This is a genomic window from Telluria sp. RB2R28 (genome assembly GCF_059685835.1).
Map to the genome: position 1 here is coordinate 1,593,601 of NZ_JCASIK010000001.1, position 14,931 is coordinate 1,608,531.

8 protein-coding genes are annotated in these 14,931 nt (G+C 67.1%); 4 read left to right on the forward strand and 4 right to left on the reverse strand.

Annotated features, from left to right (window positions below; all coding sequences use genetic code 11):
- Positions 1–7 precede the first annotated feature (7 nt).
- From AC56LV_RS06985 to AC56LV_RS06995, 3 genes are read left to right on the forward strand one after another with little or no spacing between them, the layout of a single operon-like run.
- A complete protein-coding gene (locus AC56LV_RS06985; protein WP_499556650.1) occupies positions 8–1,027 on the forward strand; it encodes an ABC transporter permease in 1,020 nt (339 codons plus the stop codon).
- Complete coding sequence (locus AC56LV_RS06990) at positions 1,024–2,076, forward strand: ABC transporter permease (RefSeq protein WP_499556651.1); 1,053 nt, start codon at positions 1,024–1,026, stop codon at positions 2,074–2,076. Before AC56LV_RS06985 ends, AC56LV_RS06990 begins: the two co-directional genes overlap by 4 nt.
- A 13-nt stretch (positions 2,077–2,089) precedes the next feature.
- Entirely contained in the window at positions 2,090–3,502 is a 1,413-nt protein-coding gene (locus tag AC56LV_RS06995) for an FGGY-family carbohydrate kinase (RefSeq protein ID WP_499556652.1), read from the forward strand.
- Positions 3,503–3,670: 168 nt separating this feature from the next.
- On the opposite strand, the gene AC56LV_RS07000 is transcribed toward AC56LV_RS06995, so the two are convergent.
- The 3 genes from AC56LV_RS07000 to AC56LV_RS07010 form a co-directional block, all read right to left on the reverse strand.
- Complete coding sequence (locus tag AC56LV_RS07000) at positions 3,671–7,486, reverse strand: beta-galactosidase (RefSeq protein ID WP_499556653.1); 3,816 nt, start codon at positions 7,484–7,486, stop codon at positions 3,671–3,673.
- Between the two features lie 67 nt (positions 7,487–7,553).
- Positions 7,554–8,579, reverse strand: a complete 1,026-nt coding sequence (locus AC56LV_RS07005) for a glycoside hydrolase family 43 protein (RefSeq protein ID WP_499556654.1) — start codon at positions 8,577–8,579, stop codon at positions 7,554–7,556.
- Positions 8,580–8,644: 65 nt separating this feature from the next.
- Complete coding sequence (locus AC56LV_RS07010; RefSeq protein ID WP_499556655.1) at positions 8,645–11,812, reverse strand: TonB-dependent receptor; 3,168 nt, start codon at positions 11,810–11,812, stop codon at positions 8,645–8,647.
- Positions 11,813–12,043: 231 nt separating this feature from the next.
- Here AC56LV_RS07010 and AC56LV_RS07015 point away from each other — a divergent pair, with 231 nt between their 5' ends.
- A complete protein-coding gene (locus tag AC56LV_RS07015) occupies positions 12,044–12,853 on the forward strand; it encodes an NAD-dependent epimerase/dehydratase family protein (protein ID WP_499556656.1) in 810 nt (269 codons plus the stop codon).
- Between the two features lie 35 nt (positions 12,854–12,888).
- On the opposite strand, the gene AC56LV_RS07020 is transcribed toward AC56LV_RS07015, so the two are convergent.
- The gene (locus AC56LV_RS07020; RefSeq protein ID WP_499556657.1) at positions 12,889–14,721 is read right to left on the reverse strand and encodes a glycoside hydrolase family 2 protein; all 1,833 of its coding nucleotides are present in this window, start codon (positions 14,719–14,721) and stop codon (positions 12,889–12,891) included.
- Positions 14,722–14,931: the final 210 nt, after the last annotated feature.

The following is a 14,931-nucleotide window of genomic DNA, read 5'->3' on the forward strand; positions in this document are numbered from 1 at the left end:
CACGCACATGAGCAAGCATATGAGCATCCCGGACCTGTTCCGGCAGCGCGAGGCGCTGCTGGCCCTGATGGTGGTCGCGCTGGTGCTGCTGGTCGGCCTGCGCTCCCCCGTGTTCCTGAGCGTCGGTTCGCTGTCCAACCTGCTCACCGACAGCACCCTGCTCGTGATGCTGGCGCTGACGCAGATGCTGGTGATCGTCACGCGCGGCATCGACCTGTCGGTGGCCTCGACGCTGGCGCTGGCGGGCATGGTCGCGGCGATGCTCGCCGCCGCCAATCCCGGCCTGCCGCTGGCCATCGTGATGCTGGCGGCGGCCGCCACCGGCCTGGCCCTCGGCCTGGTCAACGGCTATCTGGTCGGCTACCTGGCGCTGCCGCCGATCGTCGTTACGCTCGGCACCATGAGCGTGTATCGCGGGCTGGTGTTCGTGATTTCGGGCGGCGCCTGGGTCTCGGCGCACCAGATGCCCGCGAACTTCGTCGCTTTCCCGCTGCAGCGCCTTCTCGGCCTGCCGCACCTGGTGTGGATCGCGCTGGGCACCGTGCTGGCGATGGCCTTCGTGGCGCGCTCCACGCGCTTCGGGCGCGACCTGTACGCGATCGGCAACGCACCGCAATGCGCCGCCTATATCGGCATTCCGACCGCGCGCCGGCTGCTGTGGACCTACGGCCTGTCGGGCACCGTCGCGGGGCTGTGCGGCTACCTGTGGGTGGCGCGCTACGCCGTGGCCTATACCGAGATCGCCTACGGTTTCGAGTTCACCGTGATCGCTGCCTGCGTCATCGGCGGGGCCAGCATCGCCGGCGGTGTCGGCTCGGTGCTCGGCACCCTGCTCGGTGCGCTGTTCCTGTCGGTGATCGGCAACGCACTGCCGGTGCTGCAGGTCTCGCCGTTCTGGCAAAGCGCACTGACCGGCACCGTGATCCTGGTCGCCGTCCTGCTCAACGCCCGCGGCAACCGCAAGCGCAGCCGCCAGATCCTGCCGCTGCACCAGTCCCAACTTCCTGCCGCAAGGAGCGCCGCATGAATGCGCGAACCATCGTCCCGGTCGATGTCCCACCACCAATTACGTCAGGCGCCAGGCCCGTGACCACGTCCCGCTATACGATCCTGGACCGCCAGAAGCCGTCCCTGCGCCACGTGCTGGCGCGCTGGGAGACGCTTCTTGCGCTCTTGCTGCTGGCGGTGTTCGTCATCGGCGGCGTCTCGCTCGAGCATTTCCTCGACCCGTACAACCTGCTCGACGGGACCGTCAACTTCAGCGAGAAGGCCCTGATCGCATTGCCGATGGCGCTGTTGATCATCTGCCGCGAGATCGACATCTCGGTCGCCGGCACGCTGGCCCTGTCGTCGGTCGCGATGGGCATGGCGCACCAGGCCGGCGCACCGCCCGAGGCCCTGGTGTTCGTGGCCGTCGGCACGGGCCTGGTCTGCGGCTGGCTCAATGGCTTCCTGGTCACGCGCTTCATGCTGCCCTCGATCGTCGTCACCATCGGCACCATCGCGCTGTACCGGGGCCTGGCCAGCGTCGCACTGGGCGACCAGGCCTTCACCAACTACCCGCAGCTGATGGCCGACTGGGGCCAGGGCACCTTCTTCGGCGTGGTGCCGCGCGCATTCGTGATCCTGCTCGGCTTTGCCCTGCTGTTCGCGGTGGTGTTGCACGCCACGACACCCGGCCGGCGCATCTTCGCCATCGGGAACAATCCGGACGCCGCGCGTTTCTCGGGCATCGCGGTCGACCGCTACCGCCTTGGTCTGTTCATGTTCACCGGCGCCATGGCGGGCCTGGCGGCCTTTTTGCTGACGGGCCGCATCGGCAGCACGCGGCCGAATATCGCCACCGGCTGGGAACTGGAAATCATCACGATGGTGATCCTGGGCGGCGTGAGCATCGCCGGCGGCGCCGGCACCATTGGCGGCGTGCTGCTGGCGGTGCTGACGATGGGCGCGGTGACCTACGGCCTGGCGCTGGCCAACGTGCCCGGCATCTACATGACGATCGTGGTGGGCGTACTGCTGCTGGCCACGATCTCGCTGTCGCGCCTGATGCGCGGCAAGTCAACCCGCCACTAGCAAGAAAGAACGGATGCACATGCATGCAATCCCGGGCGACGCCCTGATCGTTCTCGATATCGGCAAGACCAATGTCAAGCTGGCCCTGGTCGACGCCGATGGTCGGCTCGTCGCCGAACAGCGCCGGCCCAACGCGATCCTGCACGACGGCCCTTATCCGCACCATGACACCGAGGGCATCTGGACCTGGATGCTGGCGACCTGCCGCGCGTTCGCGGGCCGCGCCCGCATCTCGGCCATCGTCCCGGTGACCCATGGCGCCACCGCGGCCCTGGTCAACGACGACGGCCTGGTGCTGCCGGTACTCGACTACGAAGCGGCGCTGCCGGGCCTGGACTACGCGGCGCTGCGCCCGGCCTATGCGCAGACCTGTTCGCCGCTGCTGCCGGCCGGCCTGAACCTGGGCCGCCAGCTCGCCTGGCTTCAGCAGGAGCATCCCGACGCGTTCGCGCGCGCACGCCATATCCTGATGTACCCGCAGTACTGGGCCTGGCGCCTGTGCGGCGTGGCTGCCGGCGAGGCCACCTCGCTCGGCTGCCACACCGACCTGTGGGACCCGGTGCGCCAGGATTACTCACCACTGGTCGCGCGCATGGGCTGGGAAGCCCGACTGCCCCCGCTGGCGCCACCCTGGGCCACGCTCGGCCTGCTGCGCCCGGACGTGGCCCAGGCCACGGGATTGCCTGCCGACTGCGAAGTCCTGTGCGGCATCCACGACAGCAACGCGTCGCTGATGCGCTACCTCGGCGGCGACAGCGCCACCACGCCGCGCACGGTGCTCTCGACCGGCACCTGGCTGATCGCCGCCGCTTTCGGCGCCGACCTGGCCGGCCTGCGCGAAGACGCCGACATGCTGGCCAACACCAGCGCCCACGGCCAGCCGGTGGCCTGCATGCGCTTCATGGGCGGCCGCGAATTCGGCGCCCTGGCAGGCGACCAGCCAGCCACCTGCTCCTTCGAACAGCTCGAACAGATGGTCGCCCGCGGCACGATGGCCATCCCGTGCTTCGCCGATGGCGGCGGTCCCTTCGCCGGCAAGGCAGGCCGCATCGACGGCCCCGCGCCCATCGACGCCGGCGAACGCTTCGCGCTGGCGACGCTGTACTGCGTCCTGATGACCGACTACTGCCTCGACGCGCTCGGCGCGCGCGGCCCGATCACCGTCGAAGGCAGCTTCACCGCCAACCCCTGGTTCGGCCCCCTGCTGGCCAGCCTGCGCCCGCAGCAAGCGGTCAGCTACTCCGACGACGCCAGCGGCACCACCTGCGGCGGCTGGCTACTGCGCTACCGCGCCGCCACCCCACCCGGCCAGCACCACCCCACACCGCCAAGTACGATCGAGGGCCTCTCCGCCTACCGCACCACCTGGCGCAACGCACTCACCCTTCACGCGCCCGCAGCGCAACTCGCCACGACCTGCAATTAGGGTCAGAGTCGATTTATTTGCCAATTGATTTACAGAAGTTGGCAAACAATCTGACTCCGACCCTGATTGTTCAACTACTCACGCCAGCAACAATTAGGGTCAGAGTCGAATTATTGGCCAATTGATTTACAGAAGTTGGCAAACAATCTGACGCTGACCCTCATTGTATTATTGGTTGGGTCCTTGCATCAGTTCGAGGGGGACGCCGCCGCGGGTGGTGCGCAGGTTGATCAGCTGCACGGGTTCGAGGGCGTTTTCGGGGCGGCCGTTCGTCGTGACGGCGAGTGCGATCGTGTTGTCGCCGTTCGGGTTCAGGATGCCGGGCGGGATCACGAAGGTGCGCTGGGGGCCGGTGTGGGCGATGAACTGGCCCATGTTCCAGCCGTTGACGAAGATCAGCGCGCGGTTTTCGCGCTCGGAGCGGGGGGTTGTCGTGTCGCCGAAGGCCAGGCCGAGCTGGATGTCGTGGTTGCGCGGGAGGTCGAGCTTGAATTGCGTGCGCAGCCAGTAGGTGCCGGCAGCCGGCGGCGGTGCGGTCGGGCGGGCGCTGGTCCAGCCCTGCGATGGCGCGGATGGCAGATGCCAGCCGCTGCGTTCGCCGTACAGGCCGCCGTTGTTCATCGGGCCGCGTACGCGGTCGACCAGCGCCTCACCGCCCTGCCGGCCCTGGATGCGCCAGGCGATTGGGGTCCCGAAGCGCTGGCCGCCGCGGCTTGTCAGCGAAGCCGAAATCAGCCCGCGCGCCTCGCGGTGGAAGTCGTCCGCCATCAGGTTCCAGTTATGGGCGTTGTTGCGCACCATGACCGCAACCACGTGCTCACCCGGCCTCAAGTCGCCCAGGGACAGCTTGACGCTGTCCGTGGTTTCCGGGAAGGCGCGGCCCACGTCCAGTTCGTGCTGGCCGGCGAAGCGGCCGTCGACCCATACCTGGATCATGCCGGCGCCGCCCGCGCCATAGAACAGTTCGAGCTGGTTGGCCTTCGGATCGCTCGTTGTGAAGCGGCCGCGGTACCACACATCGCCGTGGTGGAAGCCGTAGTCGCTCATCGCCAGTGTCGGCTGGCCCCGTTCGGGCATGGTCCAGGTCTGCGCCGCCGATGGCCGGCGGTCGGCTTGCACCCAGGCGCTGTCGTCAAACCGGGGCGCCGCTTCCACGCTGTCCATGCGCCGGGTCCAGGCCGTGCGGGCCAGGTCCGGCAGGCGCACCGCGTCCGGCCCCTTCAGGCCCGCAGCGCGCACGCTGCCATCGGGCTGGCGCGTGAACGCCAGATCCTGGCCATTGAAGCTGGCGCTCTCGAATGCCGGCCCCCAGATCTCGATGCCCGCATCCGCGTCGATATCGCCGCGCAGCGCCAGTTTGCCGCCGGCCAGCGTGGCCGAACGCACCAGCGCCGGCGTGAGCTGCAACGCGCGGCCGGCGCCGGTGTCCTGGGTCCAGAAGCGCATGCTGGTCTTTTCGTCAGCCAGCAGGAGCAGCAGCGGCGCGCGGCCACCACCCGAGACGCGTACCCGCGCCAGGCCGTCGTGCACGTAGTTCAGCACCAGGTCACCCTTGGCCGCATCCCAGCGCGACTGCACGGTCCCTGCCAGGACCTCGACCTTCGGCGCGCTCGCGTAGCGCAGCACCGTCTCGCCGACCATGCCGTCGCGCCCGTGCAGCAGCGCGATATCGCGCGCGCCGTCGCGCAGGTGCGTCTGCAGTTCGGACGTCGAGTACACCAGGCGCTGGCGCTCCATGTCGTAGGACGCGAGCAGCATGCGCGCATCCTGGCCGCGGATGCTCGAGGCGATCGTGTAGTCGCCGTCGCGCGTGGCCAGCCTGACGCTGAAGCGCTCCTCGCCCTGGCCGTCGGCGGGATTGTGGGCCGCGAACACGATATGCGTGCCCAGGCGCCGGTTGATGTTGTGGTAAACCTTGACCTTGCCGCCCTCGGCAGCCAGTGGTGGCCCCTTGTCCATCTCGGCCAGCACCGCTTCGGCGGCCTGGACGAACATGCCCTGCTGCTTGAGGGCGTAGGCCTTCTCGCGCAGGCCGCGGTCTTCCGAGATCGCAGCGCCATAGTCGTACGACGTGTACACGACCGGCCCTGCCAGCCAGCCCCAGGACGTGCCGCCGAAGGTCATGTAGACGTTGTGGATCGTGATCCGGTTGATCAGGTTGGTGCCGTAGAACACCCGCTGGTAGCCCTTGCCCTGGCGCTCGGCCGTGCAGGCATAGGTGCCGTTCGAGCCCCAGTAGTCGAACCAGCCGCCGCCCAGTTCGGCCGCGAAGCCGGGCGTACCGGGCGAGGACAGCGCGCCGGCGCGCGGGCCTGGCGTGGCATAGATGCCCCAGTCCGGGGCCTTGTTGGCGCCCGCCGGGTTGGCGTGCACGTCGCAGCTGCCGCCCGGATAGCCGTCAAACGCATACAGGTCGGTCGGGCCCGGGTTGGCCCAGGGCGCCGTCGAATTCTTCGGGGTCCAGTCTGGCAGGCGCCCGGCGGAATTGTGGAAGAACGGGACCGTGATGCCGTCCTGGCGGGCCTTCTGCGCCAGGTGCGCCATCTGGCGCACGTGCTTCGGCTCGACTTTGCCCAGCTCATTTTCAAGCTGGTACGCGATCACGGTGCCGCCGCCGTCGGTCACCTGGTGGCGCGCGATGATCGCGTTCACCTGCGTCATCCACTCGTCGACTGCGGCCAGGTAGACCGGATCGTCGGTACGCGCCTCGCCGCGGTTGCGGAACATCCAGCCCGGATAACCACCGCCCGTCAGCTCGGAATTGATGTACGGGCCGGTGCGCGCGATGATGTACATGCCCTCTTCCTTCGCGATTTCCAGCGCTCGCTCGACGTTGCGCACACCCGAGAAGTCGTACACGCCCGGCGCCGGCGAATGGTAGCCCCAGTCGAAATAAAACGCCACGCCATTAAAGCCCAGCGCCTTCATCTTCTGCATCACGTCGCGCCACAGCGACGGGTTGGGCAGGCGAAACGGGTGGATCTCGCCCGACCACACGACCACCCGCTTGCCGTCGATCTTGAGCGAGTACTGGTCCCAGGCCACCTGCTTTGGTTTCCCCTTGGGCGCGGTGGCGGCCGAGAGCAGCCTGGCTTCATCCTGCATCGCCCCAAACCCCGCTACCATCGCCGCCGTGCCTTTGAGAGAGCGCCGTTCGCCCCAGGTGCGCCCGCCGTCAGTGCTGTCAGCATGCCAGGCACGCGCCTGCGCGTCGCTGCCATACAGGCGCAGTGCTGACCCATGGCGCACGAGGGCGTACGGCGTCACATCCTTGCCCAAGCCCGCCAGCGCCGCCTCGACGCGCCACGGCCCGGCCAGCGCCGGGGCCCGCGCCAGCACGAGCTGGCCGCCCTGCGGCGCGCGCGCGAGCCCCAGATAGCCGTCACCATCGGCCAGCACCACGGCGCCGGCATGGCCGGCCAGTCCCTCCAATGGCCGCGCCGCCGGCCAGTCCCTGAACGCCGCATCGGGCGTGACGACCTGCGCGCCGCTGTCCGACGCCAGCACCAGGTGCAGCCGACCGTCACGGTCGCGCACCCAGCCCGGCCTGGCCGCGCCGCCCGCGGGCAGGTTGCGCACGAATTCCCACTGCCGCAAATTGCTTGAACGCGCCAGGCCGACGCCACCGGCGCCGTTCGCATAAGCCAGATAGTAACGGCCGTCGGTATGGCGCACCAGCGCCGGGTCGCGCAGCACGCCGCCAGGCGGGGTCCAGGTTTCCGATGCCAGCGACGTGAAGTCGACGCCGTCGTTTGACGCCAGAATGCTCAGGGCGTTGGCGGTACCGGCGCTCAGCGCCGGCATCAGGGTGACCTGGCCCGCGGTCTCCCTGGCCTTGGCGGCGTGGGCCGCGGCCTCCAGCCCCGAACCCTGGGGAATGCCCAGTTCCTGCGCCGCGGCGCCCGCAGTGGCCAATGCGGCCACTGCGGCCACTGCGGCCATGCCGCGCATCGTATATTCGTCCACCGTGTAAAACCACTTCATACGGCACTCCTTTGCTGCAAATCGTCATCAAGACGGGCGGGATTGTCGCGCCGCGCCGAAAAAGCCATCAGTCCGCAACCGGCTCGCCGAAATCCGGCATCCCATCGGCGCGCCACCTGATCGGCTGCGCGCGCGTATGCCGGTTCGGGTCGCGCAGCGGCTCGCCGACGATGTCGCGGTAGTTGCGCGCATGGTAGACCAGGATGTCGGTCTTGCCGTCCGGGCTGGTGGTGAAGCTGTTGTGACCCGGGCCATACTGGCCGTTCTTCTCGCTGCTGCGCAGCACCGGCACCGGCGACTTGGTCCAGGCCGCAGCATCGAGCAGGTTCGCGTCGTCGCGCGCGCTGACCAGGCCCAGCGCGTAGTTGGCGTCGGTGGCGCTGGCCGAATACGTCAGCAGGACGCGGCCATGTTTGACCAGCACCGCCGGCGCCTCGTTGACGTGGTGGCCGATCTGTTCCCAGGGCAGATCGGGCCGCGTGAGCAGCACTGCGGGCTGGCGGATCGCCAGCGGTCCGTCCATGCGCGCCAGATAGATATTCGTGCCCTTGCTGCCATCGGGCGCCCCCTGGGTCCAGGCCAGGTAGCGCTGGCCGCGGTGCGCGAAGGTGGTGGCGTCAAGGCTGAAGCTCTCCCAACCCGTTCTGAGCTGGCCGCGCTCGATCCATTCGCCTTCCAGCGGATTGTCAGCGCTGTTTTCCAGCACATACAGGCGGATCTCCCACACCTTGTCGGCGCGACCGGCGCTGAAGTACAGGTACCACTTGCCGTCGATCCGGTGCAGCTCCGGCGCCCAGATATGGGCGCCCATCTCGCCGCTGGCGTGCTTGCGCCAGACGACGTTCGCCTCGGCCTTGCCCAGGTCATTCAGGCTGCGCGCACGGCGCACCTCGATGCGGTCGTATTCGGGCACCGTGGCCGTGAAGTAGTACCAGCCATCCGGCTGCAACGTGACGTGGGGATCGGCGCGCTGCTGCACCAGCGGATTGGCGAAACGAGTCTCAACCCGAATCTCAGCCGGCGCCGTGGGCGCCACCTGGCAGCCGGCCAGCGCCAGCAGCATGCCTGGCACGGCAAGGTAAGTAATATTCATCGTGTCCTCTCAAACGAAAAAGCCAGTCACCCTGAGGTGACTGGCTGCAGACAGGCGGGCAGGAATCAGATCTTGACGCCCAGGGTCAGGAAGTAGCGGCGTCCCGACCAGGCCAGTTCGTTGATCCGGAACGGGTCGCCGGCGTCGGTGCGCTGCGATTCGTCGGTCAGGTTCTTGCCTTCCAGCGAGAGCGACACGCGGTCGTTGAAGCGGTACTGGATCTTCGCATCAAGGAAGCCCGTCTTTTCCTGGAACACCGGGTTGCCCGAGACATCGTTACTGCCGGTGAAGAAGCGGTCACGCCAGGTGTAGGCCAGGCGCGCATTGATCGGCCCCTGGTCGTACCACAGCGAGAGGTTGTACGCGCTCTTGGACATGCCCGGGTAAGGCAGCACGGTGCCGTCGAGGATGTTCAGGCGCTCGGCACCCGCTGCATACTTGAAGTCCATGCGGGTGTAGTTCGCGTCCACGCCGAAGCCGCCCAGCCAGCCTGGCAGGAAGGTCAGCGCCGTGCGCCCCGCGAGCTCGATGCCCTTGGTGGTCGCGCCCTCGCCATTGACCGCCTGGGTGACGTTGAAGCGCTGGCCATTCTTGAACAGGTCCACGTCACGGGTCAGCACGCGCTCGATCACGTAGCTCGAGATGTCCTTCTGGAACAGCGCCAGCGACAGCTGGCTGTCACGGGTCGGGTAGTACTCGAGGCTGAAGTCGCTGTTGGTCGAACGGTACGGCTTCAGGTCCGGATTGCCAGCCGTGCAGGTGTCGACGCCTTCGCCGCCGAACTGCGGATTACCGCTGTTCAAAACGCAGGTGGCGTTCGGCGCCAGCAGGTCCATGCGCGGCCGCGCCATCGCCTTGGCCCAGCCGACACGCGCCAGGAATTTGTTATCGATGAACCAGAAGGCACCATTGAAGCTTGGCAGCCAGTCGTGGTAGGTGTTATCGACCGTCGATACGGCATTGCTCACGACGACGTCGGTGAAGGTGGCCGAGCCGGGCGAGGTGGCCGTGCGCACGGCGTAGCGCGACAGGCCCGACGAGCTGTTGTCGGTACGGGTGTAGCGCATGCCGAAGTTGCCGTCGACTTCATAACCGAACAGCTGGGTCGCGTAATCCAGGCGCAGGTAGGTGGCGGCGATCTTTTCCTTCACGCCGAATGCCGGAATCTGCGCATACGTCTTGCCATCGCTGCCCGGCGCGTTGTACAGGTAGTCGTGGTTGAAGGCCGAGGTGTCGAAGAACTGGACCCCGTTCGCATATACCGGCGACATCCAGCCCGAAGGCAGGCCCTTGACGTCGCCCAGGCCACCAAAGAAGGTGCCCGGCGAGCGGCCGCTGACGGCGCTGATCAGGTTCGCCATCTGCGACGCGTTGAGATAACTCGTGGCGTAGCCCGAATTGATGAACGACTGCGCGTCGTTCGGACGCTGCGCGCTGCCCCGATAGAGCGGATCGTAGATCGCGGTCTGGTTCACGTTCGCACCGCGCACGTTGATGTCGTCGGCGGTCGAGGCCAGGTTGGCGCCATTGCTGGCCAGGTAGCCGCCACCGTTGTACTGCGTCGATTCGGCACGCCGTGCCTGCGCGCCGAAGTGCACCCTGGTGAAGAATGGCGTGGACAGGCGGTAGCGCAGGTCGATCTTGGCCTGGTCTTCGCTGTTCTTCGTTTCGCTCGGGCGGTATTGCAGCTGCGCCTGCACGTACGAAGCCGGATCATCGGGGCTGTAACCGGCGGGGAAGGTAAAGCGCGGCAGGCCCTGCTCGTCCAGCGTCACTTTCAGGCCCGGCGCGTTCTGGGTCAGCGAGATGTTGTTGCTGTCGCTGTCGTACAGCGATTTCGAGGTGCCGAACAGGCCATCGATCTCCAGGCGGTCGCGCTTGAAGTTGAAGCCCGAGGTGGTGTAGCGCGAATCGATATCGAGCTGGAAGTCGCGCGACGAGGTACCGAACGCGCCCTGCCCGCCCTGGCCGGCGGCAAACAGGCAGTTGCCGACCGTGTAGGACGTGACATGGTGGTTCGTGATCACCATGTCCGATGGCGTCGTGGTCGGCGCGTCGCAGCGGCCGACCGTGCTTGGCACGCCGGTGGCTGGATTGTAGACCGGCGCCGCGCCGGTGTTGGCCAGGCGCGAGGCATTCGGGAAATCAGTACCGAAGTTGCGGTCGTTCAGGCTCTGGCGCTGCATATTGGCCTGGTAGCTGACCCACGCATTGAAGTCCTTGCTGAATTCGTACTGCGCGGTGACTTCGCCCGACGAGCGCTTGTGGTCGCGCGTCCAGATGCCGTAGCGCGCGATGCCGGGCGAGTAGTCGTACCACTGGCTCAGGCATGCGGTGCGCTGCGCGGTAGTGAGGCCGGCCGTCGAGCAGCTGGCCTGGTTGCCAATCGCCGCCAGCGCCGCGTCTCGGCTGACCACCGTTTTCTCCGGCGAGCGGTCCCAGTCCTGGATGAAGCGCCACGACGTGTTGCGGGCGTAGTCGTTGCGCGTGTGGACCTTGTCGTAGACGAAGTTGGCCATCAGGCCCAGTTTGCCGTTCAGGTATTTGTCGGCCATGTACAGATTGGCGCGCGGCTGGACGCCGCCGCGCGAGGTTGAGTGCTCGGCCGAGATGCTGGTGCCGATCGTCGGCTCCTTGAAGTCGAGCGGTTTACGCGTCTTGATCGATACCGAGCCGCCCACGCCGCCTTCGGTCATGTCGGCGGTGATGCCTTTGTAGACGTCGATCGAACCAATCAGCTCCGAAGCCAGTTCGCGCAGTTCGGCGCCGCGGCCGGCGTTGCCACCGGTACTGAGCACCGACATGCCGTTGATCTCGATGCGGTTCAGGTCCGGCTCGACGCCGCGGATCGACACTTGCGAGCCTTCGCCGAAGTCGCGCGAGAGCTGCACACCCGTCACGCGCGACAGCGCTTCACCGACGTTCTTGTCCGGGAACTGGCCGATGTCTTCGGCCACGATCGAGTCAGAGACGGTGCTGGCGCGCAGCTTGCGGTCGATGGCCGAAGCCACCGAGCGGCGCGTGCCGGCGATGTGGACCACGGCGGGCGCGGTCTGCGCGTCGCTGATGGTGGCTGGCGCCGTGCTGGCTGCGGGCGCTGCGGTTGCCGCTGCGGCCTGCCCGGCTTCCTGTGCCAGCGCGCCGTGCGCAGCCAGGACGGCAATCACTGTGGCTACCGCTCGCGCGCAGCGGGTCGGGTGAAGCACTTGCGTGCGTGTCGTTACATGATTCATCAATCGTCTCCATGGGCTCTGTTATCGGTGTACTGCTCGGCCTTGAAAACATTCTATGTGTGGACCGTTGCGACATTCCATGAAGCCTAGAAAGAATCATCTACCTGAGCGATATGCGCGTGCGCGGGGTGGTTTCGCTCAACATCGTGAGCAATCGCGCTGGCCGCATTGACGCTCGCGCGAAATCGCCCGGTAATGGCGCTCCGACGTTCTTCCTGTTTACCCACGACCATGAGCAAACCATTCCGACGCATCCTCCTCACCGGCGCAGGCGGCAACCTGGGCCGCCGCCTGCGCGAACGCCTGCACGCCTTTGCCGACATCGTGCGCCTGGCCGACGTGGCCGATATCGGCCCCGCAGGCCCTGGCGAAGAGGTCGTGCAATGCGACCTGGCCAACCGCGACCAGGTGCTGCGGATGTGCGACGGCGTGGACGCCATCCTGCACTTCGGCGGTGTATCGACCGAGGTCGAATTCGCACCGATCATGCAGGCCAATATCCTGGGACTGGTCAACCTGTACGAAGCGGTGCACAAGCTGGGCATCCGGCGCGTCGTGTTCGCCAGCAGCAACCACACGATGGGCATGTACGAGACGAGCGAGCGTGTCGATGCCGGCATGCTGCCGCGCGCCGATGGGTATTACGGCCTGTCGAAGGTGTGGGGTGAGAACCTGTCGCGCTATTACTGGGACCGGTTCAAGGTGGAGACGGTATGCATCCGCATCGGCTACTGCTTCCCGGAGCCGGTCACGCACCGCCAGATGGTGACCTGGCTGAGCCTCGACGACCTGGTCGAACTGCTGCGCCGCGCGCTGGTGACGCCGCGCGTGGGCCACACGATCACCTTCGGCGTGTCCGACAATCCCGGTAGCTGGTGGGACGACCGCGCCGCGCGCCACCTGGCGTTTCAGGCGAAGGACAGCGCGGCCCAGTTCACCGTGGACGCGGGCCAGCCGTTTGCCTATCCGCCGGAGGACGACCTGAGTACCTTCCTGCAGGGCGGGATGTTCGTGACCACGGGCCCCAGGTATCCGGCTTGATCACAAGCGCGCCGGCGCCTCATGGCGTGGACTGGTCATTTGCTGCGGTAGTAGTCAGCCAGCACGCCGAACGCCTGCTTGCGCACGCCCGTCTCGGACATGATGCCCTTGCGGTTCCAGCCATTCTGGAACACCGGGTGCTCGCGCCGCGGCGACCGGAAATCCTTCAGGATCCACGGTGACATCCCGCGCAGGGTCGGAATGGCGTCGGCCATCGCGAGCGTCTTGCGGTAGTACTCGGCCTGATATTCCTCACTGAACTTCTTCATGCCGTCGTTGCGGTAACCGGCAAGCGCGTCGGCGCCAAATTCGGACAGGATCAGCGGCCGCCCGCCCGGCACGTTCCACTTCAGTTTCGGGATTGCCTCGAGCGAGTCGCCGCCATACCAGCCGGCATAGACGTTCATCGCCAGCACGTCGAGCTTGTCGACCAGCGGGTCCTGGATCTGCAGTTCATCGCCCTTGCGTTCGACCAGCAGTGCAGCGCTGACCAGGCGGGTCGGGTCGAGCCGGCGCACATTGTCGGCCATCGCGGCGTGGAAACGCGTTCTCGCCGGCGCCACCGGCGTCTCGTTCCCGACGCTCCACAGGATCACCGCGGCGCGGTTGCGGTCGCGGTAGATGGTCTCGGCCTGCATCGCGAGTGCCTTGCGCAGCACGGCCGGGTTGTCCCAGTCGACGCTCCAGTAGACCGGGATTTCGCTCCATACCAGCAGCCCCATTTCGTCGGCCAGGCGCAGCGTGGTCTCTGCGTGCGGGTAGTGCGACAGGCGCACGTAGTTCGCGTTCAGGCCATGCTTGATCTCGTGCAGCAGCGCGCGCGAGGCCTGCCCGGTCATGTTGCGCGCCGGGTTCGGACCGAACTCCTCTTCGTGCAGCGAGATCCCGCGCAGGTACAGTGGCTTGCCGTTAAGGAGGATCTGGCTGCCCTCGACGGCGATCGTGCGAAAGCCCACGCGGTCACGCAACTGGTCGCCGGCGGCGACGACGCGGACATCGTACAGCCTGGGTTGGTCGGGCGACCAGCGCTCCAGGTCCTTCGGGACCGACAGGTCGAAGACGGCGCGGCCCTCGGCGTCGGTCACCGCGCGGATGCTGGCCAGCTCGCCGATCGCAATCTCCACGGGCTGGTTGGCCGCCTTCGGTCCCTGAAGGCGCACTTCGCCGGCGATACGCCCGTCCGGGCGCAGGCCCACTGTCGCGTCGTCGATGAACGTGGCCGGGGTGGTCACCAGGCGCACCGGGCGCGTGATGCCGCCGTACAGGTCCCAGTCGGTGATGAAGGTCGGGATCGATTGCGCATCGTGGCTCGAATCGACACCTACCACCAGGCGGTTGCCGCCGGCGCGCAGCGCCTCGGTCACCTCGAGTACGAACGGCGTGAAACCGCCCTCGTGGCGGCCGATCTCCTTGCCGTTCAGGTAGACGTAGGCGCGGTAGTTGACGGCCTCGAAGCGCAGGAAGGCGCGCTGGCCATGCAGGGCCTGGGCGGCGAACTTGCGCTGGAACCAGACCAGGCCATCGTAGTAGCGCAACTCGGGTGCGGCGGCGTTCCAGGCGCCCGGCACATTGATGATCGGCCCGCGGTCCAGGTCGAACTCATAAAAGTCCACGCCGCCCCTGGCTTCGACGGCGGCGACATCGACGTCGCGAAAGCGCTGCATGCGTGACTTGGCGACCCAGCCGTTGATGTCGTTCAGGCCCGTGCGGTACAGGTCCTTCGAATACGTCCACTGTCCCGACAGATCCTGCGTGTCGCGCTGCAGCGCGCCGGTGAGCAGGAAGGTCGGACGGAGGTCTTGCGCCGACGCCGGCAGGCAGGCGGCTGCAGCGAGAAAGAGCCAGAAGGCGGTGAGAAGCGTGCTCATGGTGTCCCGTCTGTTGATATTGTCCGGCGCAGGCCAGCTGATATATCAGTGCCCGCCGAGTATAGGTGCGCGCCGACGCCGGCAGCAATCAATCTTGTGATTGCATCGGCCGGGAGCTGGCAGCTGACACCCCGGAGAATCTGGGCGCGTCCTGCCAATGCCGGTTACCGCGCGCGCAGCCTGCGCCAAATGCTCATGCAGTTGAGCGCT

Excerpts from the sequence above, each read along its gene's own strand:
- AC56LV_RS06985 (WP_499556650.1), top strand. The coding sequence starts at position 8 with ATGAGCAAGCATATGAGCATCCCGGACCTGTTCCGGCAGCGCGAGGCG.
- AC56LV_RS06990 (WP_499556651.1), top strand. The coding sequence starts at position 1,024 with ATGAATGCGCGAACCATCGTCCCGGTCGATGTCCCACCACCAATTACG.
- AC56LV_RS06995 (WP_499556652.1), top strand. The coding sequence starts at position 2,090 with ATGCACATGCATGCAATCCCGGGCGACGCCCTGATCGTTCTCGATATC.
- AC56LV_RS07000 (WP_499556653.1), bottom strand. The coding sequence starts at position 7,486 with ATGAAGTGGTTTTACACGGTGGACGAATATACGATGCGCGGCATGGCC.
- AC56LV_RS07005 (WP_499556654.1), bottom strand. The coding sequence starts at position 8,579 with ATGAATATTACTTACCTTGCCGTGCCAGGCATGCTGCTGGCGCTGGCC.
- AC56LV_RS07010 (WP_499556655.1), bottom strand. The coding sequence starts at position 11,812 with ATGAATCATGTAACGACACGCACGCAAGTGCTTCACCCGACCCGCTGC.
- AC56LV_RS07015 (WP_499556656.1), top strand. The coding sequence starts at position 12,044 with ATGAGCAAACCATTCCGACGCATCCTCCTCACCGGCGCAGGCGGCAAC.
- AC56LV_RS07020 (WP_499556657.1), bottom strand. The coding sequence starts at position 14,721 with ATGAGCACGCTTCTCACCGCCTTCTGGCTCTTTCTCGCTGCAGCCGCC.